Below are 22397 nucleotides of genomic sequence, written 5' to 3' on the forward strand. Positions count from 1 at the left end.
TTTATGGTTCCTGCAAAACAACCTAAATTCAAAATAATATAATGAATCTAAACGTCACCAAAACTCCGCTTAAAACGTACACGCAAGATGAAGCCTTTAAAGCTTCATTAACCTATTTTAAAAATGACGACCTAGCTGCTCGTGTTTGGTTAAATAAATATGCCTTAAAGGATTCCCAAGGGAATATTTACGAGTTAACGCCAAACGATATGCACCGTCGTATCGCAAAAGAACTGGCCAGGGTTGAAAAAAAATATACCAATCCCTTAACGGAAGATGAGATTTTCGATTTAATTAAAGACTTTAAGTATATCGTTCCCCAGGGCAGCCCCATGGCAGGTATTGGTAATCCGTATCAAATAGCCTCACTTTCAAATTGTTTTGTTATCGGGAATTCTGGTAATTCCGATTCGTATGGTGGCGTTATGAAAATTGACCAAGAGCAGGTACAGCTCATGAAACGCCGTGGTGGTGTTGGTCACGATTTATCGCATATTCGTCCCAAAGGATCAGCGGTCAACAATTCGGCTTTGACTTCTACGGGCATTGTTCCTTTTATGGAGCGGTATTCAAATTCTACAAGGGAAGTCGCCCAAGATGGTCGGCGAGGGGCTTTGATGCTATCGGTGTCTATCAATCATCCCGATTCAGAAGATTTTATCAATGCGAAATTGGAACAAGGCAAAGTGACTGGTGCCAATGTATCCGTTAGAATAGATGATGCCTTTATGGAAGCCGTTAAAAACGGTACAGAATATACCCAAAAATATCCCATTTTTAGTAGTCAGCCCAAAATATCTAAAACCATTGAGGCTACTGCTTTATGGAAAAAAATAGTCCACAACGCTTGGAAATCTGCCGAGCCTGGTATCTTGTTTTGGGATACCATTATCAACGAGTCCATTCCTGATTGTTATGCCGATTTAGGTTATAAAACCGTCTCCACCAACCCGTGTGGTGAAATTCCGTTGTGCCCTTATGATTCTTGTCGTTTATTGGCAATCAATTTGTTTTCGTATGTAGATCATCCGTTTACAAAAGAAGCTAGTTTTGATTTCGAGTTATTTAAAAAGCACATAAAAGCGGCTCAACGTATTATGGACGATATCATCGATTTAGAATTGGAAAAAATTGATGCTATTCTTCTTAAAATAGATGAAGACCCAGAAGTAGATGAAGTAAAAGCAACTGAGCGAAATTTATGGATTAACATCAAAAAGAAAGCCCAAGAAGGCAGACGGACCGGTATTGGCATTACTGCCGAAGGTGATATGTTAGCCGGATTAGGTATTCAATATGGTAGTGAAGCTGGCAATGCGTTTTCTTTGGAAGTCCATAAAACCATAGCCATTGAAGCATATAGAGGCTCTGTGCATTTGGCGAAAGAGCGTGGTGCGTTTTTGGTTTATGATTCAGAACGCGAACAAAATAATCCCTTTATCCAACGATTGAAAGAAGCAGATAATAAATTGTATTACGACATGATGGAATATGGCAGACGAAACATCGCCTTATTAACCATTGCCCCCACAGGAACAACCAGTTTAATGACGCAAACAACCTCTGGTATAGAACCCGTGTTTTTACCAGTTTATAAGCGAAGACGAAAAGTAAACCCAGGTGATAAGGAAGCTCGTATTGATTTTGTTGATGAAGTAGGCGATTCTTGGGAAGAATATGTGGTGTTTCATCAGCGTTTTAAACAATGGATGGAAGTAAATGGTATGGACACGTCCGTAAATTATTCCCAAAAAGAAATAAACAAATTAATTAAAAAATCACCCTATCACAAAGCAACGTCCAATGATGTGGATTGGTTAAGTAAAGTCCGCATGCAAGGTGCTATTCAAAAATGGGTAGATCATTCCATCAGCGTGACCATCAATTTACCAAGCGATGCGACTGAAGAGTTGGTTGGTGACCTATATTTAAAAGCTTGGGAAGTCGGTTGCAAAGGCGTTACCGTTTATAGGGATGGTTCGCGTTCGGGCGTGTTAATCGCCAATGACGATAAAGAAGATAAAAATCAAAATATATTAACACCATTTCCTAGAAAGCGTCCAGAGAGTTTGGAAGCCGATGTGGTTCGTTTTCAAAACAATAAGGAAAAATGGATTGCGTTTATTGGCTTGATTGATGGCAAGCCTTATGAAATTTTCACTGGTTTAGCCGATGATGAAGATGGTATTTTAATACCACGTTGGGTAAATGAAGGCGTTATTATAAAAAACCGAAACGAAGATGGCACCTCCCGATACGACTTTCAATATAAAAACATAAGAGGTTATAAAACCACCATTGAAGGCTTATCTCATAAATTTAATCCAGAGTATTGGAACTATGCCAAACTCATTTCCAGTACGCTTCGTCATGGGATGCCCATCGATAAAATTGTCGATTTAATTAATAGTTTGCAACTGGACAGCGAATCTATTAATACGTGGAAAAACGGTGTGGTCCGTGCTTTAAAGCGCTTTGTTGAAGATGGCACCCAAGTAAAAGGACAGGTGTGCGATGCTTGTAAATCGGAAAACTTAATCTATCAAGAAGGCTGCTTAACTTGTAAAGATTGTGGGTCTTCTAAGTGTGGATAATTATTTTTAATAAGGATTGAAAAAAGGAAGTTGATTTTTGATTGGCTTCCTTTTGTTTTTGGATTGGAGGATTGGGGTACTGGTTTGACATTTCATCGAGATGTGTGATCTTGATTAAATGATAGATGAACGCTGTTAACGAATTTTTTTACATGTACAGTTGAGGATTAAAAGCTAAAATTATACCCAAGCCTGCAATATTAAATCCAAAAACGGCCATCAGTAATCCAATTATGAATTTTGTATTTGATGAAGTTTCTTTTATTACTATTCCAACATTATTAACTGATAGTGTATTTTGGAACATTCTTTTAGATAGTAACATTGATTCTTTAGCTTCTAAATCTGCAATATTTTTAAACTCAAATTTATATTTCCCCATGTTTTTAATCTCAAAATGATAAAATTCGGTTGCTAATTTACCTTTATGACGGAATTTAAATTTCATTTGTTTTTCAAGCACATCTAATTTATTCCCATTGTTTGTTATGTGTAAATCAAAATCACCTTTATTATTTGCATAACCACCACCAATAATACAAACAGCATATGTTCCCGTTTTTTTAATATATATTTCACTTGGATTTTCAGTGAAATTTAATTCTGCTATAGTTCTACTTCTGTATTTTTTGATTAGAGTTTTCATTCCAAAAAAGAACATTACTAATCCTAGTATGCCAATTAATAAAAATATTACCTCCATAGTTATCTGTATATTTTTAATTTATTTATTCGATAGTATTTTTAAAATATCTGTGAACTTTTAAAAGATGGATAGTATCGGGCGCTTATGAATCATTTGATATTGAGTTAAATGATTCAATTATTTTCTTAATTCTATTTGATGCTTTTGACAGTGTTCCTTTTTCAATGTTATATTTATATTCTAGGTTTGAAATTGTAGATGAAGTAATCCTGGAACACAATACCAATATATTTGTGTTATAGAGTATGCCGAGGATTTTTCGTTGATTCTCAAAGGACATATCTGCTAATTCTAATAAAGTTTTAAGTTTTTCTATACTTTGTGACATATGCTTCCTACTTAATTAGGATATAGATGGCCAAACAAACTTCGTTATTTTTTCCCACAATATCAAACTTAAAACCCAAAATGACAAATTATTTCTAATCAATAAAATCAATGCTTACACAGTTATCGGGAGCCGTTTTTTTTTAGTTCAGTTCGTATATTTTATTAAGATGTATTTCAAACTCTGACTTATCAATTTTGTGGTTTGTTTTCATTTTGTCAATTAATTCGGTATTCTTATCCGATAGTTTTTTAGTAATGGCATCTGGAGACGTTGTTATGCTATTTTCTTTTATTATTCTATTAAAATCTTCTACAAACTTATTATTGGCGATTATTTTTAATTCTTGAATTTCTCTGTAGCGATTGTACAAATCCCTAGACCTAACTTTCATCTCAAAAGTCATATTGCTAATTGTTGTAAGATGCGATTTGTTTAATGCCGAATTTTCTTTAATTGAATCGATTTTATTGGAGATTTGAATGGTTATTTCTCGTGTTGTCAGATTATTGTCTATGGTGAACGCTGGGTCTATTTTTTTTAAAGGCGTTTCAAGCCCCAAACAAAACTCCCTTAATTCTATTCCCAAAATCCCAACGTCGGTCCTTATGTTTTGTAGTCTCATAAGATATTCGTTATCAAGCTTGGCCATATGGTCGTAGAATGATATAATCTGATTTAATTCATTTAATATTTGGCTTTGCGAGTTTTTTATCTCTGCAACTAGTGTGTTTTTATACTCATTTTTAATGTCCTTTGGATCTAAAGCACTCAAGACTAATCCTGAAGTTGTTCCAATGATGCTTTTTATTGTGGAAGCAAAAGGTAATATTCCGGTAACATCATTTACGATTGGATTATCTAAAACTGATGTAACGGTATTTAAAATATTGGATACTTTAGACTGAGTTTCATTCTTTTTATTTCCATCTTTCATGACTTTATCAATTAAGTCTTTATAATTTTTTGATAACGCCACTTGTAATTTATCAGAAAGTTTAAAGCCTAAAGAACCAGATTGGGGATTGATAATTTTTCTAAATTCTACTGCCAATTCTTCACTAGTTAGTTTCTCGTCAAGTTGGCTGTATTTGTCACCATAAAACTTGATATAATGATGAAAATTATCTAGAATTTCTTTATTCTTTATGATGTTTTGTTTTAAAAATTCTTCTTTTTCTTTATCAGTTATTTTAAGCTTTTGCTCTACATTGTCAGCTCTGCTTGTTAAATCACTGTATTTACTGTCTATTTCCTTATTCACGTTTTCAACTTTAGAATTAACAGAAGCAGTACTCTTTTCAAAATTAGCTTGTGTCAAATCAAGCTGGATCTTTAAAGAATTGTAAAGCTTCGTTAATGCTTCTAACTGGGCATTTAGTTCACTGATTGCAGCGTCATTTTTTTGTTCGTTTTGTCCAACTACAGGAAAGTATATGAGTACCGCGAATGCTAATAATATTAGTTTTTTTGTCATTTTATTTGTTTTTAAGTTGAGTTGGGCCCCAATACGGTACACAATATAACGCAATGGAATCGTTTTAATTTTCCATATCAGACATTAAACGAAGTTCATTCTTTTTTATCACATAGTCAAACATAAAAACAAAATGGGTATTGATTTTTTTTAATCAATAGAGCCAATGCTTACATATTTATAATCCTCAAGGTCTTTTAAGTGATTAATAAGTTTAGAACAGCCATTTTTTAAAAGATAAATAGCGTCTAATTTTCACTGCTTCATTTTTGTTCTTCTATTTTTTACACCTATCAAAATACCCATCACAGATACCATAAGTATTAAGATAAGCATACTATTTATAGCAACCTTATTGATTCCAATCTCTGGGATATTTAAAAAAGGATATGGATAATGGTTGGAAAAATGGCCCCTTACTAAAATAAAAAGCAGATAAAAAAGAGGATATAACAACCAAATAGCTGCATTACGGAAATTGATTTTTTCTTTTGTATCAAAAACAAACCAATAAATAAGCATGTTTAAAGGAATGATGGTATGCAACAATTCGTCAATAAGGCGTTTCATGCCTGTTGACTCCAAAACACTTCGCAATATAAATTGATACACAATGCCAACAATAAATATAAAAGCCGTAAGCGCAGTCAATGTGGTTTTTTTATTGAGTATAGCATATGGTTTATTAAAAGAACCTAAAATTCGAGAAGTAAAATACAGTGCCACCAAGATATTGGTAAGTACGGTAAAGTAGCTAAAAAAGCGAATGATGGTTTCAGTAAGATCTGTCTGACTATTTTGAATAATCAAAATAAACTGTGTGATGATAGCGAACCATCCAAGGCAAAATCCTATAAATTCAATCTTTTTTTGCATTTTTAGATCTTTCTTAAGACAGTTAAACCAATTTAACTTTTTTTCTCACACAGTCATAATTAGAAAAAGACAAAAATGAAAAATTATTTTTTTGATCAATAGAACCAATACTTAGATACTTATAATCCTCAAGTTTTTTAGATTATTGATAAGTTTGGAACATCCATTTTTTAGAAGATAGATAGCGTCCGACACATCCACGATATGTTGATACATATGGTCAGTTATGATAATCGCTTTTTGATGTTTTTCAGTCTCAATTAAAGAAGTTATTTTCTTAATATACAATGGCGCTATATGAGAAAAGGGTTCATCTAGCAAAATGATTTTACTTGAAGATTTTAGTATTAAAAAGACTTCAACAACGCGACGTTCGCCACCTGAAAGTCTGTGGAATTTTAAGTTTTCAAAAAAAGCAAATGATGGAAATGTGATGGTAAAATCAATCCAATCCACATTAAAGAGTTTGAAAGCTGTTTTTGTGTTTAGATTATTGGGTATAAAATGATGTTGCGGTAAATAGGATACTAATTTGGTTTGATATAAGGGTTTTAAAATGGGTTTGGAGTTGATTCGTATTAATTTGTATTTTGGATTTAAGTCTCCAAAAATAATTTTTAATAAGCAGCTTTTTCCGCAACCGTTGCTTCCTAAAATACCTGTTATGTGTCCTGTTTCAGCTTTTAAATAGATACCATTTAAAATGCGTTTTTCTTTAAAAAATAGTTCTACATTATCGATTTCTAAAGTCATATAAATCCCTTTATAATTGAAAGTATGGACATAGTTAAAATAGCATCGATAATAAAAAATACGAAAAAAAGTTTGAAGGTAGAAATGCCTAAATTTTTATAGAATATGAGTTTCTGCTTAAAAGAAGATTCATTAACAACATATGCCAAGAAAAGAATCAAGAATATTTTTCCTAAAATCACAAGGGATATATAATTCCCAAGAAGTATGAACAAGAATATACTTATCCCAAAAGACCAAAATAAAAAAGGCTTGTAAAAATAAAAGATGGTGGCTAGTTTTTGCATAATATATGCATAACGACCTAAAGCTAAGAATATTTTTAGGAATCCATTATAAGATAAACGTTTTATATATAGAATTCATAAATTATCGTATTTTTGCCCCACAATTTAAATAGTTAGATGTTAAAGAAATTACGAATAGTAAACATGTGATGATTTAGGCAAATAGGTTTGAATAATCAAAAATAACCTATTATGGTAATTAAAATAAAGAAAGACCAAAAATTATTGATGCTATTTCGTACTTTGAACTCCAAGCAGCATATTTGTCAATAATTTCTCTACTTGTTTGGTACCTTAATTCTAAACTGTATCTGTTATACTTATAGCCTATTCCCAGTGCTAAATTATTGGTACTGCTAATGTCTAGTGAGTTTAATTCTGAACCATCAGCTCGTTTAAAGTCAATCGTTGTTTTTGAACTGAAATCCATCACATAAGAAATATTAGCAAAAATCTTTGAATGGTCACTTAAATAAAAATAATGTTTTACACCTAAAGGGATTTCTATTGAATTATACTCCAAATTAGCAGTTAGTTTTCCCCCAGATACATTGCTTGCATCAGTTGTTTTTTCTGCTTTAAATTTTTGATAAGTAGGCTCGATTGTGATTGCCCACTTATTTTTGTTAAAAGGTAAAATAAATTCGACTTCAGCTCCAAAACCGAAACTTGTTTTAGAGCCAAAATTTAAGTTATAATTATTAGAGTTTTCATTTTTTATGCTAAGGGATGAATTATTGAAACGAGGTCTTAGAGTTAGATTGAAGACATCTCTTTCTACTTTTTCCTCATAACTTGTAAAATTCGAATCATGGCATGAATTGTAGCGGCCAAAAAAATTGATTAAATTATTTTTTTCATACTTCACATTTTCTACATCGCTCATTGTAATTGTTGGACACTTTAAGGCATTCCATAATTGTTGTTTAAATTGTTTGTTCCTTTTGGTTTTATTGCTTTCAGTAAGGTATATTTTATAAACCAATTGTTCAATGTTCGAATTATCTACCATATAAAAGAACCTTTTTAAGTTTCCTTCTTCATATAAGTATAAATTTGCCTTGCCTTCAATTAATACTTTTAAAAAAAGTTGTTTTTCACTAAATATAGGTTCTTTGCCCTTTTCCAAATTGTTAAGATTGTTTGTAGACATGTCAATGTTTACGGTTTCTCTAATATATTTTGATGCTTGGTCAATGCCAAATTCTTTAATGGATTCTATGGTTGCTGTTTTAGGGTTGTCGTTTTCTGATAGTTTATATTCGATGTCAGTTGGACTGTCTTTCCAATCCATATTTTTAATTAAGCAATTAATTTTTTGGTCGGTATCATCAATGTAATATCCTTTTTCAAAAGAAATTTGTGCATGTAAATTGAAGGCTAAAAGAGTTATCAACAGAGAAAGCAGTTGTTTTTTCATATATGGAATCAATTATTGAAATAAAAAGAAAGCGAATTACGTTTTTTTTTCTCACAAAGTCAAATTTAACTTTAATTATTTTTAATAAAGGTTATACTCTTTAATATTTAATTGAGAATATATTGGTTTAAGGAGTCGTTAAGATTATTTCCAATACTAAATCTACAACTATTTAAAATCCATAAATTATCGTATTTTTGCCCCACAATTTAAACAGGCAGATGTTAGAGAAATTACAAATAATAAAACAGCGTTTTGATGAGGTGAGTGATTTGATCATTCAGCCGGATATTATGACCGATCAAAAGCGTTATATTTCATTAAATAAAGAGTATAAAGACTTAAAACTGCTTATTGATAAGCGCGCCGAATATATTCAAGTCACCGATAATTTAGCAGAAGCTGAAGCCATGCTTTCGGATAAAAGTGACCCTGAAATGGCCGAAATGGCTAAGATTCAGTATGAAGAAGCCAAAGCACGAATCCCAAAATTGGAAGACGAAATAAAGTTTCTTTTAATACCAAAAGATCCTGAAGATACTAAAAATGCCGTGGTGGAATTACGTGCAGGAACTGGTGGCGATGAAGCCAGTATTTTTGCGGGCGATTTATTTAAAATGTATTCTAAATATTGCGAAAGCAAAGGTTGGAAAGTAGATACTGTTGATTTTAGTGAAGGTACCAATGGTGGTTTTAAGGAAATCCAATTTGAAGTCACTGGCGAGGATGTTTACGGCACTTTAAAATTTGAAGCGGGCGTTCACCGTGTACAACGTGTACCACAAACCGAAACCCAAGGTCGTGTGCACACCAGTGCTGCAACCGTTATGGTGTTTCCAGAAGCCGAAGAGTTTGATATTGAAATCAACCCAAAAGATGTGCGTATTGATTTTTTCTGTTCATCAGGGCCGGGAGGTCAGTCGGTAAATACCACCTATTCAGCGGTGCGATTAACGCATATTCCCACAGGATTGGTAGCGCAGTGTCAAGATCAAAAATCGCAACATAAAAACAAGGAAAAGGCTTTTAAAGTATTACGTTCCCGTTTATATGATATAGAATTGGCGAAAAAGAATGAAGCGGATGCTGCTAAACGGGGCTCAATGGTGTCGTCTGGAGATAGAAGTGCTAAAATTAGAACGTATAACTATTCACAAGGACGTGTCACTGATCATAGAATCGGTTTAACATTATACGATTTAGGTAATATTGTTAATGGGGATATTCAACGTATAATTGATGAATTGCAGTTAGCTGAAAATACTGAAAAATTAAAGGCTAATAGTGAGGTGATGTAACTGTCATTCCTGCGTAGGCAGGAATCCATAGTTTTATAATTTCGTTTTTTTAATTAAAAAGATTCCTGCCTACGCAGGAATGACAAAAATAGATTAAGTGACAACAAACCAACTTATTCAAAACATCCAAAAAAAGAAATCCTTTCTCTGCATAGGACTGGATGTCGATTTAGATAAAATTCCGCCACATTTATTACAAAAAGAAGATCCTATTTTTGCATTTAATAAAGCCATTATTGATGCGACACATCAGTTATGTGTAGCTTATAAACCCAATACGGCATTCTACGAAGCCTATGGTTTAAAAGGTTGGAAAGCATTGGAAAAAACCATTAATTATCTAAACGAAAACTATCCTGAAATTTTTACGATTGCTGATGCCAAACGTGGCGATATTGGCAATACAAGTAGTATGTATGCCAAAGCATTTTTAGAGGATTTAGGGTTTGATAGTGTCACAGTAGCACCATATATGGGAAAAGATTCCGTAGAACCTTTTCTGGCTTTTGAAGATAAGCATACCATTCTTTTAGCGTTAACCTCAAATGAGGGCGCATTCGATTTTCAGACAAAAACAGTTGATGGGAAAGAATTGTATAAACAGGTTCTAGAAACTTCTAAAACCTGGTCAAACTCACAAAACCTCATGTATGTCGTTGGCGCCACTAAAGCGGAGTATTTAGCGGATATTAGAAAAATAATTCCCGATAGCTTTTTATTGGTTCCCGGTGTAGGTGCACAAGGAGGCAACCTTCAAGAAGTTTGTAAATATGGTATGAATTCGAATGTGGGTTTATTGATTAATTCTTCTAGAGGGATTATTTATGCGTCTAATAAAGAAGATTTTGCAAATCAAGCAAGGTACAAGGCGTTAGAGCTTCAACAAGAGATGGAAGCTATTTTACATAAATAGTCTGAAAAATAACTTAATTTAGTCATTTAAAAGTTTGCGCTCAAGCTTTCAGGATAATCAATTTTGCTAGTATCTTCCACAAAATTCACTATCATTTTTTCAAGTTCTTTTAGACTAATCAGTTTACTTACGTTTGGCTTGATTTTACCAACTCTACAAAAATGGGGACTCATAACGTTCTTCTTTATAATACAAAGTACGAGCCTTGTTGTATTTTGGATGTAAGTCAAAGGTTAAATAAATGATAAAAAATTAAAGTTGGTGTAAAGTCTTTTCTCTTGAAAGATATCTGAGTTCATTTAATTTATTAAGAAGTTTGACAGCTTTAAATTCCGAAATATCACTTAAAGCCGAATCAATTTGCTTTAAATTGTAAGCTTCTTCAACAAGTTCTTTATATTGCTTGCTGAGTTTTGTTTGATTTTTCTTTATGAGATCAATTCGATTCATTTAACTCCTGAATAACAGATAATTAAATATACATTTTTTTTTTCTAATTTAAAAAAAATAATGCTTTTTGAATCAAAATTTAATGCTGTAGAGTTAATCTTGCAATGCAAAAACCCTTTTTAATAAATCGGTTGTCCTTGAAGAAAAATTGGTTCTAATTTCTTTTTCCTCAACAGCAATCATGGTATATACACCTTTTAAGGCTTCATTGGTGACATAATCGGTTAAATTTGGATTCACATCGGTGGTGAAGGGTAATGCGTTGTATCTGGTTATTAAATTGCTCCAAATTTGGTCTGCCCCTACTTTATTGAACGAATTTTTAATAATAGGGTTGAATTTTGCATATAAAGCGTTTTCTGTTTTACTTGATAAATATTGTGTTGCAGCATTATCGCTTCCCAGTAAAATATTTTTGGCATCGGTAAAGGTGATGCCTTTTACGGCATCCACAAAAATAGGGGTTGCTTCTTTTACGGCATCTTCGGCAGCTCTATTAAGTACTTTTAACCCTTCATCAGCTAAATTGCTTAAACCCAAATCCCTTAGCGCTTTATCAACTTTTTTTAATTCATCTGGTAATAAAATTTTAACCAATTCATTTTTAAAAAAACCATCGGTTTGGGTCAGTTTACTCACTTGTTTGTCGATGCCCATGTCTAAGGCTTGTCTTAGTCCAGATGCAATTTCCTCATTGCCAATAGTGCCTTGGGGAAGTTGGTTAATGACTTGTTGTAACTCTGCACAGGACGAAAGCATAAACAATGCAAGTAGGGCGATACATGATTTTTTCATAGTAGGTGATTTTAATAGTTTCAAAAATTTGAAAATTATTTGTTCAGGTATAAAAATAGATTAAATCTATCTAAATATTAAAACAATTGATTTATTTTATTTCGAATTCAACGCTCTTTTTGGTAACTTTATAGGAATTGTTTAAATATAATTGATTAACTATAAAATATATACCAATGACTAAGAAGACCTTAACAACCGTTGCAGGTGCACCTGTGACACATTATGAAGATTCCCAAAGTGTCGGACCGAGAGGCCCACTTTTACTACAAGATTATTTTTTACACGAAAAATTAGCTCATTTTAATCGAGAGCGTATCCCAGAACGTATTGTTCATGCGAAAGGTTCTGGTGCTTATGGTACCTTTACTGTAACCCATGATATTTCAAAGTACACACGGGCTAAAGTTTTTTCTGAAGTTGGTAAAAAAACCAGGGTCTTTGTGCGTTTTTCAACCGTAGGTGGCGAAAAAGGATCGGCCGATACGGAACGTGACCCTAGAGGATTTGCCGTTAAATTCTATACAGAAGATGGTAATTGGGATTTAACAGGTAACAACACCCCTGTATTCTTTATAAAAGACCCTAAAAAATTCCCCGATTTTATCCATACCCAAAAACGCGACCCATATACCAATTGTAAATCGCCAACCATGATGTGGGACTTCTGGTCGTTAAACCCAGAAAGTTTGCATCAGGTTCTTATTTTAATGTCCGATAGGGGAACCCCCGTTGGGTTTCGTTTTATGCACGGTTTTGGAAGTCATACGTTTTCTATGGTCAATGCCAACAACGAGCGTATTTATGTAAAGTTTCATTTTAAATCGGCTCAAGGCATCAAGAATTTTACTGATGCCGAAGCAGCCGACATGAAATCTAAAGACCCTGATTTTTCACAACGGGATTTGGTAGAAGCCATCGATAACGGTCATTTTCCGAAATGGAATTTGAAAATACAAGTGATGACCCTCGAACAATCTAAAACGTTTCGATGGAATCCTTTTGATTTAACTAAAGTTTGGCCACATGGCGATTATCCTTTAATCGATGTTGGTACTATGGAACTAAACGATAATCCAGATAACTATTTTGCACATGTAGAGCAGTCGGCTTTTGCTCCTGCCAATGTGGTGGACGGCATCGGGTTTTCTCCCGATAAAATGCTACAAGGCAGAATTTTGTCTTATCCAGACGCCCATAGGTATAGACTAGGGGTTAATTTTGACTCCCTGCCTGTTAACAAATGCCCGTATGCGGTCAATAATTACCATCGAGATGGTGCCATGCGTTTTGATGATAATGGCGGAAAATCACCTAATTACAGACCCAACAGTTTTGACGATATTGTTGAAGACCAAAACTATAAAGGAACGCCTTACGAACTTGAAAGCAATGTTGTGGCGTATTTCGACAGAAATGAAAATGACAATGATCACTATACCCAACCGGGGAATTTATTCCGTATAATGACCGATGACCAAAAGAAGAATACCATAAGTAATATTGTGGGTGCTATGAGCGGTATTTCCGGACCTAAAAAAGATGAGATTATAAACAGACAATTGTGTCATTGGTTTAGGGCAGACCACACATTAGGAGCAGCTGTTGCAGAAGGCTTGGGTGTGGAAGTTGATATGGAACTTCTAAGATAACTAAAAGTGGAAGATTCCCAATTGAAAATTTTAAATATCTCTGGTAAAAGGTTTAAAAAAGAGCTTCTTATTTCCTCAAAGGAAGTTTCGACTTTGCATATCTTTTTAAAAGGGATTATAAATGATAAAGTAATGATAATAAACACCAACGTTGGGTTGGATGTTTATTATCATTCATCAGTATGCTACAAAGATTTAATTGTAAATGCGTTTTTACTTTTAACAACTTGTAGCGGGAAATCAATTAATGACTTTCATATAAAATCCTTAAATTCTAGAATCGACATTGAAAATGAAACTAATAGGTTTTTTGATAGACTCATCAAAAACCCCTTGTTGTTTAAAAGCTATACCAAAAGCTTATTCAATCAATTAAAAATAAACTACAACGACAATTCAGAGCTTATTGATGAATTGCTTGCCTTGTGGCAGACAAAAATTTTAGAAACAAACCTGGATAGTAACATATTGAACACCATGATACCTCACATAATAACCTTGCAGGACACTTATTTTGAAACGTTCAATCAACCTATATTAAAGTCTTTAATTAAAGAAACATTAAAGGATACCCGATCTAATTAAAAATCAAGAGAAAATAACGGTTTTGTTATTATAAACCATCACTTTTCGGTTGGTGTGTAATTTAACGGCGTTTGCAAGTACAATTTTCTCTAAATCCCGACCTTTTGCAATTAAATCTTCAATGGAGTGTGTATGAGATACTCTCGCTACTCCTTGGTCAATAATGGGTCCAGCATCCAATTCTTCAGTTACATAATGACTGGTAGCTCCAATAATTTTAACACCTCGTTTATAAGCGGAATGGTATGGTTTTGCACCAACAAAGGCGGGTAAAAACGAATGGTGAATGTTAATAATTTTGTTAGGATATTTCTCTATCAATTTTTCTGAAATAATTTGCATATAACGCGCCAAGACAATAAAATCTATTTGATATTCTTCTAGAAGTTCCAATTGTTTGTTTTCAGCTTCTTCTTTATTATCTTTTGTAACTGGAATATGGTAAAATGGGATATTGAAATTATCTGTAATGGATTTTAAATCATTATGATTACTTATTATAAAAGGAATTTCCAAAAAAAGCTCACCAGAATTATAACGACCTAATAAATCATATAAACAATGGTCGTATTTCGAAACAAACAAGGCCATTTTTGGTTTAACGGCAGAAGAATGGATGCGCCATTTCATATTGAATTTATTGGCTAAATGTATTTCAAAGGCTTCTTTAAAAGCTTCGGTAGAAAAATCACTTGTTATAAATTCACTTTCTAAACGCATAAAAAAGATATTTTGCTCTCTATCTACATGTTGGTCTATATAAACAATATTGCCTTCTTTTTTAGAAATGAAATTCGTTATTGAAGCAATAATATTTCTTTGGTCTTTACAATGGATTAAAATGGTAATCTTATTCATGTGATTTAATATAATTTCAGCGGGTAAAATTACCCAAAATTATCTAACAATAACAATAGAATGTGATTTTACATTTTTGAGGAAAGTTCAATTGATATTTCGTCGCTTATTTTTGCAAATATTTGTACGTCACAGAATTAATCGAACGCTTAAACTAATTTAGTTTAAGAAAATAGTTGGACTCAATATCTCGGATTAATTTTATGGTATTAACCCCAAATAATTTAACCTTTTTAGCCATGGAAGCAACTTTAAACTACAATTTTAAGAGGCAATCTAAAAATCATTTAGATTGGTTGATACATATTATTCAATCTGAAAAATATTATCAAGATGAAGGTAATATCATTAATTTTCAAAATAGTGCTTATATAGATTAAACCAATCCATTTTAATAAAACCTCAATCCTTATAAATTTTATAAGGATTTTTTATTTTCTACCCAGTTGTAATGTCATAATTGATTCATTAAATATTATATATTTGAAAATTAAATTCTACTCATGCCAACAACAAAATACAACCATTTTTTTAGTATTGTTTTATTGAATTCAATACATCCATTATCAAAATCGCTCAATAAGTTTTTATCAAATACGCTTATTTTATCCCAATATAAAAAAGGCGATTATATTGTGAAAAGTGGTGATTTTTGTGATCGGGTACACATCATAAGAAAAGGGTTGGTGCGTGGTTATTTTAATCATAATGACAAAGAAATCACAACTTGGGTAAGTGTGGATAATGAGTTGGTTACATCCATATCTGGGTATTTTAAAAAAGCCACCGCATTAGAGAACATTCAATGCCTTGAGGATACTTTTACTGAAAGTTTAAGTTTCAATGACATGCATTTTGCCTTACAGAACTTTAAGGAAATGAATCACTTAAATAGAATCTTGATGGAGTATTATTATCTTCATGCAGAATATCGTGCATTTATGGCAAGAATTCCTTCTACGAAATACAGATATGAGTATTTTTTAAAAATCACAAATCCAGAAATCATTAAACGCTTACCTAATAAATACTTGGCATCACTGCTAAATATGCGTCCAGAAACCTTGTCAAGATTAAAATAGGCGTGATGATTGTAATGTTAAGGAATAATTGATATATGTCAATACGCCATAAACTTTTTAAATATTTAATAGATTTCAAATATTACATTCGCAGTGTTTTCATATTTAAAATGTATGAATGTAAATTGCTTTATATCAACAAGGTTTATTGTTTTAGGGTTAATAAGATAAGGCAACTAACTAACCAAAAACACACATCTGTAGATGTGTGTTTTTTTATATGATATATTTAAAGATGATATAGTTATGTTTTACAAACTCAACATCCAATTACGTTGAAGCTTTTTGAATTTTCTTAATTCAGCACGCAAAATAGGTAGAAAGTCTTTCCCATTGCTATTGGAGCGCTCCAGTCTATAAGAGTTTTTATAAAGTAAGTTGGTAAGGCGTCTTAAAGATGCGATGTGCTTGTGCTTTCTGTCTGAATACCGTTCTAATTCAGCATTTACGATTTCAGGGGCTAAAGAAACGGATTGCTGAACAATGTCACCTGAAAAATAGATGTTAACATCTTCAGAACCGTCTTCTTTTAAAGTAGATAAATCATGATTTAAATACACCGAAATATTCTGCGATAAAGCAAAAATCTCCATCGCCTTTTTATAAATAGGCAGGTCATACAAATGTGTAGGTGTATTTGATAGCATTCTTTCTAGCAATTTTTATCAAAATTACTCACTAATACGGATAATCTACTTTAGAATTTAAAGTAAAATTGTATATTTGGTTTAATATTTAATTTTTTAATGTTAAAATTCTTTAAATGAATATTGACAATCTTAATTGGAAAATTTTAAAGTGCCTCCAGCAAAACGCCAGACAGTCTAATGCAGAGATTGGCAGGCAAGTGGGCGTGAGTTCCCCCGCGGTTTCAGAGCGGATTAAAAAAATGGAAGATTTAGGGGTTATCCAGGGATATAATACCCTGATATCGCCTTTTGAAATTGGGTATCAACTCAAAGCTATCATTACCATGAGGGCTTTTATGGGTAAATTAAAACCCTTTTTGGAAAAGGTAAAAACCTATGATGAAATTGTTAATTGCTATCGCATAACCGGTGATGAAAATTTTGTGATGGAAGTGGTTTTAAAAAACCAAAAACATTTGGAGCTGTTTATAGACCAACTGATTGTTTATGGCGAAACCAAAACCCAAATTGTGCTATCGCATGTTGTTAAACAAAAGGAATTAAAGCCCATTATTTAACTCTTTGGCTATAATTATTAACCCCGTAATTGCGAGGACGGAGGATGCAGTAATCTGCTAATCGTCATTGCGAATGAATAGCATGTAACAATCTCTTTAATTATACCTCCAAACAAACAGAAAAGCCATGGGTTTTGTTAAATGCGCCATAAAACAAATTTTTTATAATGGAAAAAAAGTATATTTAAGCTTAAAATACATTCAACTAAACTAAATAAATAAAATCATGATTACCAGACATTTAATTACAAACTTTATCCTGAGTGTGGCATTAGGTTCCACAGTTTACGGTCAAGGGAATACAAATACAGCGTCCCAAAAAACGCTAAAAGAGGCATACGCCGGTAAATTTCTCATAGGAACTGCAAATGATTTAAGAGGACTTTCTGAGGCTGAGTTAACAAGCGTTAAAACACAATACGACATCAATACGCCGGAAAATTGCATGAAACCGCAACCCATCCATCCTTTTGAAGATAAGTACAACTTTGAAACTCCCGACGCGATGGTTGAATGGAGTAAGCAGAACGGTGTTCAGACTTGGGGACATACCTTAGTGTGGCATGCTCAAACAGCTCCTTGGTTCTTTCAGGCAGTAAACCCAAAGGTTGAAGAAAGTGTTGAACCGGTAAGAGGTCCCAGAGGTCCCCGAGATCCTAATGCCCCTCGCCCCTCTATGTCCGAAATGTGGCGTAACAGCATTCAGGGTGAAATGGCGAGCAAAGATGTAGCGCTTGCACGTCTTAAAGACCATATTATGACTGTAGCCGGACGCTACAAAGGAAGCATCATCGGTTGGGATGTTGTTAATGAATCGATTGCCGATGGTGGTGACGGTACTACAGAAAACCTCCGAGATTTTAGTTGGTATAAAGTTGTTGGGCCAGAGGTGTTGACCTTGGCTTTTAAGTGGGCACGTGAAGCCGATCCCAATGCACAGCTTTACTACAACGATTACAATATTGAGCAGGGCGCTGTTGAAAACAAGGGCAAACATGCCAGTTCTATGTTATTGCTAAAACGTCTTATCGCAGAAGGTGCTCCAATTACCGGTGTGGGTATTCAAGGACATTGGCACTTAGACTCAAACCTTGCAGACGTTGAAAAGGCTATAGAGAACTACGCATCTCTTGGCTTAAGGGTTGCTATTACAGAATTGGACGTAACGGCAACTGGTAATAATAGCGGTGCTTTTGGTGTGAACCAGGGCGACAGAACTATTCCTGCAGAAAACTATCAAAAGCAAGCTGAGGTTTACAAAGAACTATTCAAGATTTTTATGCGTCACTCCGATGTCATTGATCGTGTCACTTTTTGGGGCATTAGTGATACTAGATCGTGGCGCAGAGGGCAAGATGCCCTTTTATTTGATGGACAGTTGCAGCCCAAACCAGCGTTTAAAGCTGTTATTGATGCAAGTTCAAATTAAATAAATTTTCAAATAGATAACACGTGCAATCGACTAACTGATTAGCATAAACCTAAAAAACTCCCAAAATCACTTGGGAGTTTTTTATTTTAAAAATCCCTAACTTTGCGCGATTACTAAAAAGAAATCTTAAAATATGATAAATAGTATAGAAAATATTGAACTGGAATTTTTAACGCTTAATGATTACCAAGAGCTTAAAAGCGCCATGTTAGAAGCGTATTCGTCAAATTTGCCAGATTCCTATTGGGACGAAGCGCATATTAAACTATTAATCGATAAATTTACCCAAGGCCAAATCGTTATTAAAGTAAATAATGAATTGGCAGGATGTGCTTTATCCATTCTTGTTGATTATGACGATTTTGATGAACATCACACCTATAAAGAAATAACAGGCAATTATACCTTCGATACGCATAAACCGCAAGGCGATATATTGTATGGTATTGATGTGTTTATTAAAACAGAATATAGGGGATTACGTTTGGGTCGTCGACTGTATGATTACAGAAAGGATTTATGCGAAAAGCTGAATTTGAGAGGCATTGCTTTTGGTGGAAGAATGCCTAATTTTAATCAGTATGCCGATAAAATCTCACCAAAGGAATATATTGAAAAAGTTAAGAGAAAGGAAATTCACGATCCGGTTCTAAACTTTCAAATTTCTAATGATTTTCACCCGACAAAAATTTTAAAAGGCTATTTGGCTGGCGATGAAGCGTCTAATGAATTTGCCGTTTTGATGGAGTGGGATAATATTTACTACGAAAAACAGTCTAAAAAAGCGGTCAAGAATAAAAAAATCATACGTCTGGGGCTTATTCAATGGCAAATGCGTTTGTATAAGGATTTGACGGAATTGATGGAACAAGCTGAATATTTTATTGATGCGGTGTCAGCCTATCGTTCGGATTTCGCCTTGTTCCCCGAGTTTTTTAATGCGCCGTTAATGGCAGATAATAACCATTTACCCGAAGCGGAAGCTATTAGGGAATTGGCTAAGCATACGCCCGAGATTGTGCAACAATTTTCAAAATTAGCCATTTCATACAATATCAATGTCATTACAGGAAGTATGCCCGAAATGCGAGACGGTTTGTTGTATAACGTTGGGTATTTATGTAAACGGGACGGTACTACCGAGCGTTATGAAAAACTACACGTTACACCCGATGAAGCGAAAGTTTGGGGCATGCAGGGCGGCAATGAATTGCGCACTTATGATACCGATTGTGGAAAAATTGGTGTTTTAATTTGTTATGATTCTGAATTTCCAGAGTTAAGTAGGTTGTTGGCAGATGAAGGCATGGATATTTTGTTTATTCCGTTTTTAACCGATACACAAAATGGGTATTCCAGAGTGCGCCATTGTGCCCAGGCTCGAGCCATAGAAAATGAATGTTATGTGGCTATTGCTGGTAGCGTTGGTAATTTACCAAAAGTGAACAATATGGATATTCAGTTTGCACAATCGATAGTATTTACGCCTTGCGATTTTTCGTTTCCTGCTAACGGTATTAAAGCTGAAGCGACCACCAATACGGAAATGATTCTAATTGCGGATGTGGATATTGATTTACTTCGCGAACTAAACCAATTTGGTAGCGTGCGTAATTTAAAAGATAGAAGGAAAGACATTTTTGAGTTGAGAAAGCGTTGATTATCCGCCATCCTTTAATATGAGGTTTCGACTGCGCTTAACCTGACAGGCATATGTCGACATTTATTTACCAAATATTAATATAATCTGTCATTCTGAACTTGTTTCAGAATCTCATTAAACTTAAAATGAGATGAGATCCTGAAATACTGAAACAAGTTCAGCACAGGCAAGTTCAGGGTGACAAAAAATTCAACTTTATTTATCGCCTAATCGTATAACTGTTTATAATGCGTTTCAATTGGGCTTTTAAATCTTCGCCTGTATCGTAAATCATTTGTTCTTCAGTAGGGAAGGGAACACCTCTTCGGTCTAAAAAAGGTAATAAATCAGTGTCCAAAGCGCGTTTGTCACCTCTATAAGTGGCGTAAATATGCTCGAAAACAAATTCGCTGGTTACTGGAAAGGCATCTTCCAATTGTTTGGTATTTAGGTTTACATATTCCACATTGCCAGTTACTTGCACCGATTTGAATTGTCTGAATTCATAATATTCGCAACGAACGGTTTTTAAATTATCTACTTGAATGGTTTTGCCAAGACTGTCTTTAACCACATTGCCTTTATTGTCCAGTAAATTCTTTTTGCCATCAACAATTTGTTTTTCCTTAATAATTTGGCGTTCTTTTATTTGTTCCGGAGATATATTGATTTGTCTTAAGTTCACCAACATATTGTAATCGTATTTTACTTGATCTGTTGGCGTGTTATGGTAAACGGTCCACAAGTTGTTAAGTCCGTACGTGCTAAAATTCAATAAATCGGTTTCCAATCGGTTAGGAATCACTTTTTCGGTATCATTTTTCATATCAACAATCACAAAATCGGTTCCTTTTTGATGAGCTACGTCCATAAGCTGACGGACATCTTTAAAATTAGGATTGATGTTTTCTATCTCTTGAAAATCGTCATAGGCATATCTAAAATCCATTTTGTTATTGGATTTTAAAAGCACAGACGCGTTATTATAAAGATGTTGGGAGGCTTTGTCTTTATTAGCGATAATCTGACTGGAGTAATCTTTCATATTCAATCTCACTTCTCTAACCCGTTGTGCATTATGATTTAAAAGAAAAAAGTTGTCCATATTACTGATAATCAGTAAATTGTTTTAGCGATAAAACATTAATTATGAACAACTTAAATGCAAATTACGAAAGAATATTGGAAGTATTACAAAAAATATCAAAAGAACAACTTTTGGACTATCAAAGACGTCGACCGAAGCTGAGTGATTTGGAACTGATTTGTTTAAGCTTAACAGCTGAATTTATGGGAATAGATAGTGAGAATGATTTATTTAGAAAGCTCCCTGTCATTATTGCCTCAAAAATAGACAGGAGCGTCTACAATCGAAGAAGACGGAAATTAGTAGGTTACATGGATGATATCCGATTAAGATTAGCCTCTCATTTTAATGAATTTGAAGATTATTTTATAGTGGACAGTATGCCTTTAGAGGTTTGTAAATTATCACGAAGTTCCCGTTCGAGAGTCTGTAAAGAGGATGCCTATGCTTTTCCTGACAAAGGCTATTGTGCCTCCCAAGGTTCCAATTATTATGGTTATAAGCTGCACGCCGTCTGTTCTATTAAAGGTGTTTTTCAAAGTGTCGATTTGAGCCCTGCATCGGTACACGATGTCAATTACCTTAAGGACATTAAAGCACAAATGGGCGATTGCACTTTAATTGGAGATAGAGGGTATCTATCAGCAGAAATACAGCTCAATTTGTTTGAAACCTGTAACATAAAGCTAAATACACCTATGAGAAGCAATCAAAAAGATTATAAAAAACAACCTTACATTTTCAGAAAAAAGAGAAAAAGAATAGAGACATTGTTCTCACAATTATGTGACCAATTTATGATAAGACGTAATTATGCCAAGTCTTTTCGAGGATTTAAGACTAGGATCCTATCTAAAATAGCGGCCCTTACAACAATTCAATATATCAATAAGTTTATTTTTGATAGAAACATCAACAATATTAAAATTAGCATTATTTAAAATGCACAACGAGT

At 33.7% G+C, this 22397-nt stretch carries 21 protein-coding genes; 11 read left to right on the forward strand and 10 right to left on the reverse strand.

What is annotated here, in order from left to right; translation table 11 throughout:
• The first annotated feature begins 41 nt into the window (after window positions 1–41).
• Window positions 42–2594: an adenosylcobalamin-dependent ribonucleoside-diphosphate reductase gene (locus tag CSW08_RS05055; RefSeq protein ID WP_106658825.1), complete on the forward strand. Its 2553-nt coding sequence runs from the start codon at window positions 42–44 to the stop codon at window positions 2592–2594.
• A 148-nt stretch (window positions 2595–2742) separates the two neighbouring features.
• On the opposite strand, the gene CSW08_RS05060 is transcribed toward CSW08_RS05055, so the two are convergent.
• The 5 genes from CSW08_RS05060 to CSW08_RS05085 all read right to left on the reverse strand — a co-directional run bounded on the left by CSW08_RS05060 (window position 2743) and on the right by CSW08_RS05085 (window position 8441).
• Entirely contained in the window at window positions 2743–3297 is a 555-nt protein-coding gene (locus CSW08_RS05060) for a hypothetical protein (RefSeq protein WP_157831426.1), read from the reverse strand.
• Between the two features lie 473 nt (window positions 3298–3770).
• Complete coding sequence (locus CSW08_RS05065) at window positions 3771–5105, reverse strand: hypothetical protein (protein ID WP_157831427.1); 1335 nt, start codon at window positions 5103–5105, stop codon at window positions 3771–3773.
• A gap of 255 nt (window positions 5106–5360) precedes the next feature.
• On the reverse strand, window positions 5361–5981 hold the full coding sequence (locus tag CSW08_RS05070; RefSeq protein ID WP_106658828.1) for a Pr6Pr family membrane protein: 621 nt from the start codon (window positions 5979–5981) through the stop codon (window positions 5361–5363).
• Between the two features lie 111 nt (window positions 5982–6092).
• A complete protein-coding gene (locus tag CSW08_RS05075; RefSeq protein ID WP_106658829.1) occupies window positions 6093–6734 on the reverse strand; it encodes an ATP-binding cassette domain-containing protein in 642 nt (213 codons plus the stop codon).
• A gap of 486 nt (window positions 6735–7220) precedes the next feature.
• Entirely contained in the window at window positions 7221–8441 is a 1221-nt protein-coding gene (locus CSW08_RS05085) for an outer membrane beta-barrel protein (protein WP_106658831.1), read from the reverse strand.
• 221 nt (window positions 8442–8662) lie between these two features.
• Between CSW08_RS05085 and prfA the strand changes: the two genes are divergently transcribed.
• Both prfA and pyrF read left to right on the forward strand, forming a co-directional pair.
• Window positions 8663–9739 carry a peptide chain release factor 1 gene (gene prfA, locus CSW08_RS05090; RefSeq protein ID WP_106658832.1) on the forward strand — a complete coding sequence of 359 codons (1077 nt, stop codon included), beginning with the start codon at window positions 8663–8665 and terminating at the stop codon, window positions 9737–9739.
• A gap of 97 nt (window positions 9740–9836) precedes the next feature.
• Window positions 9837–10652: an orotidine-5'-phosphate decarboxylase gene (gene pyrF, locus CSW08_RS05095; RefSeq protein ID WP_106658833.1), complete on the forward strand. Its 816-nt coding sequence runs from the start codon at window positions 9837–9839 to the stop codon at window positions 10650–10652.
• A gap of 252 nt (window positions 10653–10904) precedes the next feature.
• Here the strand turns inward: pyrF and CSW08_RS05100 are convergent, their stop codons facing one another.
• Both CSW08_RS05100 and CSW08_RS05105 read right to left on the reverse strand, forming a co-directional pair.
• On the reverse strand, window positions 10905–11102 hold the full coding sequence (locus tag CSW08_RS05100; RefSeq protein ID WP_106658834.1) for a Lacal_2735 family protein: 198 nt from the start codon (window positions 11100–11102) through the stop codon (window positions 10905–10907).
• Window positions 11103–11195: 93 nt separating this feature from the next.
• Entirely contained in the window at window positions 11196–11897 is a 702-nt protein-coding gene (locus CSW08_RS05105) for a DUF4197 domain-containing protein (protein ID WP_106658835.1), read from the reverse strand.
• Window positions 11898–12073: 176 nt separating this feature from the next.
• On the opposite strand from CSW08_RS05105, the gene CSW08_RS05110 reads away from it, so the two are divergent.
• Together CSW08_RS05110 and CSW08_RS05115 are read left to right on the forward strand one after the other, a co-directional pair.
• Window positions 12074–13549 (forward strand): catalase, encoded by a 1476-nt coding sequence (locus CSW08_RS05110; protein WP_106658836.1) that lies wholly within the window; start codon window positions 12074–12076, stop codon window positions 13547–13549.
• 132 nt (window positions 13550–13681) lie between these two features.
• Complete coding sequence (locus tag CSW08_RS05115) at window positions 13682–14134, forward strand: hypothetical protein (protein ID WP_157831428.1); 453 nt, start codon at window positions 13682–13684, stop codon at window positions 14132–14134.
• Between the two features lie 3 nt (window positions 14135–14137).
• On the opposite strand, the gene purU is transcribed toward CSW08_RS05115, so the two are convergent.
• Window positions 14138–14992 (reverse strand): formyltetrahydrofolate deformylase, encoded by an 855-nt coding sequence (purU, locus tag CSW08_RS05120; RefSeq protein WP_106658838.1) that lies wholly within the window; start codon window positions 14990–14992, stop codon window positions 14138–14140.
• A gap of 239 nt (window positions 14993–15231) precedes the next feature.
• Here purU and CSW08_RS18075 point away from each other — a divergent pair, with 239 nt between their 5' ends.
• Both CSW08_RS18075 and CSW08_RS05125 read left to right on the forward strand, forming a co-directional pair.
• Window positions 15232–15372: a hypothetical protein gene (locus CSW08_RS18075; protein WP_157831429.1), complete on the forward strand. Its 141-nt coding sequence runs from the start codon at window positions 15232–15234 to the stop codon at window positions 15370–15372.
• Between the two features lie 123 nt (window positions 15373–15495).
• Window positions 15496–16074: a Crp/Fnr family transcriptional regulator gene (locus CSW08_RS05125; protein WP_106658839.1), complete on the forward strand. Its 579-nt coding sequence runs from the start codon at window positions 15496–15498 to the stop codon at window positions 16072–16074.
• A 251-nt stretch (window positions 16075–16325) separates the two neighbouring features.
• Here CSW08_RS05125 and CSW08_RS05130 read toward each other — a convergent pair whose 3' ends face one another.
• Window positions 16326–16721, reverse strand: coding sequence for a hypothetical protein (locus tag CSW08_RS05130; RefSeq protein ID WP_106658840.1), 396 nt, complete (start codon window positions 16719–16721; stop codon window positions 16326–16328).
• 116 nt (window positions 16722–16837) lie between these two features.
• Here CSW08_RS05130 and CSW08_RS05135 point away from each other — a divergent pair, with 116 nt between their 5' ends.
• The 3 genes from CSW08_RS05135 (at window position 16838) to CSW08_RS05145 (ending at window position 20373) form a co-directional block, all read left to right on the forward strand.
• Window positions 16838–17281 (forward strand): Lrp/AsnC family transcriptional regulator, encoded by a 444-nt coding sequence (locus CSW08_RS05135; protein ID WP_106658841.1) that lies wholly within the window; start codon window positions 16838–16840, stop codon window positions 17279–17281.
• 226 nt (window positions 17282–17507) lie between these two features.
• Window positions 17508–18710, forward strand: a complete 1203-nt coding sequence (locus CSW08_RS05140; protein WP_106658842.1) for an endo-1,4-beta-xylanase — start codon at window positions 17508–17510, stop codon at window positions 18708–18710.
• Between the two features lie 136 nt (window positions 18711–18846).
• Window positions 18847–20373, forward strand: coding sequence for a carbon-nitrogen hydrolase family protein (locus tag CSW08_RS05145; protein ID WP_106658843.1), 1527 nt, complete (start codon window positions 18847–18849; stop codon window positions 20371–20373).
• 202 nt (window positions 20374–20575) lie between these two features.
• Here the strand turns inward: CSW08_RS05145 and CSW08_RS05150 are convergent, their stop codons facing one another.
• The gene (locus CSW08_RS05150) at window positions 20576–21460 is read right to left on the reverse strand and encodes a hypothetical protein (RefSeq protein ID WP_203226850.1); all 885 of its coding nucleotides are present in this window, start codon (window positions 21458–21460) and stop codon (window positions 20576–20578) included.
• 44 nt (window positions 21461–21504) lie between these two features.
• On the opposite strand from CSW08_RS05150, the gene CSW08_RS05155 reads away from it, so the two are divergent.
• On the forward strand, window positions 21505–22383 hold the full coding sequence (locus tag CSW08_RS05155) for an IS982 family transposase (RefSeq protein ID WP_106658080.1): 879 nt from the start codon (window positions 21505–21507) through the stop codon (window positions 22381–22383).
• The last annotated feature ends 14 nt before the right edge of the window (window positions 22384–22397 follow it).

Origin of the sequence: Confluentibacter flavum (assembly GCF_002843175.1) — a bacterium.
Lineage (GTDB): Bacteria > Bacteroidota > Bacteroidia > Flavobacteriales > Flavobacteriaceae > Confluentibacter > Confluentibacter flavum.

What these genes read in the sequence shown, in the direction of transcription:
- CSW08_RS05055 (WP_106658825.1), top strand. Translation starts at nt 42, where the DNA reads ATGAATCTAAACGTCACCAAAACTCCGCTTAAAACGTACACGCAAGAT.
- CSW08_RS05150 (WP_203226850.1), bottom strand. Translation starts at nt 21,460, where the DNA reads ATGGACAACTTTTTTCTTTTAAATCATAATGCACAACGGGTTAGAGAA.
- CSW08_RS05110 (WP_106658836.1), top strand. Translation starts at nt 12,074, where the DNA reads ATGACTAAGAAGACCTTAACAACCGTTGCAGGTGCACCTGTGACACAT.
- CSW08_RS05075 (WP_106658829.1), bottom strand. Translation starts at nt 6,734, where the DNA reads ATGACTTTAGAAATCGATAATGTAGAACTATTTTTTAAAGAAAAACGC.
- CSW08_RS05085 (WP_106658831.1), bottom strand. Translation starts at nt 8,441, where the DNA reads ATGAAAAAACAACTGCTTTCTCTGTTGATAACTCTTTTAGCCTTCAAT.
- CSW08_RS05125 (WP_106658839.1), top strand. Translation starts at nt 15,496, where the DNA reads ATGCCAACAACAAAATACAACCATTTTTTTAGTATTGTTTTATTGAAT.
- CSW08_RS05065 (WP_157831427.1), bottom strand. Translation starts at nt 5,105, where the DNA reads ATGACAAAAAAACTAATATTATTAGCATTCGCGGTACTCATATACTTT.
- CSW08_RS05100 (WP_106658834.1), bottom strand. Translation starts at nt 11,102, where the DNA reads ATGAATCGAATTGATCTCATAAAGAAAAATCAAACAAAACTCAGCAAG.
- CSW08_RS05070 (WP_106658828.1), bottom strand. Translation starts at nt 5,981, where the DNA reads ATGCAAAAAAAGATTGAATTTATAGGATTTTGCCTTGGATGGTTCGCT.
- CSW08_RS05130 (WP_106658840.1), bottom strand. Translation starts at nt 16,721, where the DNA reads ATGCTATCAAATACACCTACACATTTGTATGACCTGCCTATTTATAAA.
- purU (WP_106658838.1), bottom strand. Translation starts at nt 14,992, where the DNA reads ATGAATAAGATTACCATTTTAATCCATTGTAAAGACCAAAGAAATATT.
- CSW08_RS05105 (WP_106658835.1), bottom strand. Translation starts at nt 11,897, where the DNA reads ATGAAAAAATCATGTATCGCCCTACTTGCATTGTTTATGCTTTCGTCC.
- CSW08_RS05155 (WP_106658080.1), top strand. Translation starts at nt 21,505, where the DNA reads ATGAACAACTTAAATGCAAATTACGAAAGAATATTGGAAGTATTACAA.
- CSW08_RS05115 (WP_157831428.1), top strand. Translation starts at nt 13,682, where the DNA reads ATGATAATAAACACCAACGTTGGGTTGGATGTTTATTATCATTCATCA.
- CSW08_RS05135 (WP_106658841.1), top strand. Translation starts at nt 16,838, where the DNA reads ATGAATATTGACAATCTTAATTGGAAAATTTTAAAGTGCCTCCAGCAA.
- CSW08_RS05145 (WP_106658843.1), top strand. Translation starts at nt 18,847, where the DNA reads ATGATAAATAGTATAGAAAATATTGAACTGGAATTTTTAACGCTTAAT.
- prfA (WP_106658832.1), top strand. Translation starts at nt 8,663, where the DNA reads ATGTTAGAGAAATTACAAATAATAAAACAGCGTTTTGATGAGGTGAGT.
- CSW08_RS05140 (WP_106658842.1), top strand. Translation starts at nt 17,508, where the DNA reads ATGATTACCAGACATTTAATTACAAACTTTATCCTGAGTGTGGCATTA.
- CSW08_RS18075 (WP_157831429.1), top strand. Translation starts at nt 15,232, where the DNA reads ATGGAAGCAACTTTAAACTACAATTTTAAGAGGCAATCTAAAAATCAT.
- CSW08_RS05060 (WP_157831426.1), bottom strand. Translation starts at nt 3,297, where the DNA reads ATGGAGGTAATATTTTTATTAATTGGCATACTAGGATTAGTAATGTTC.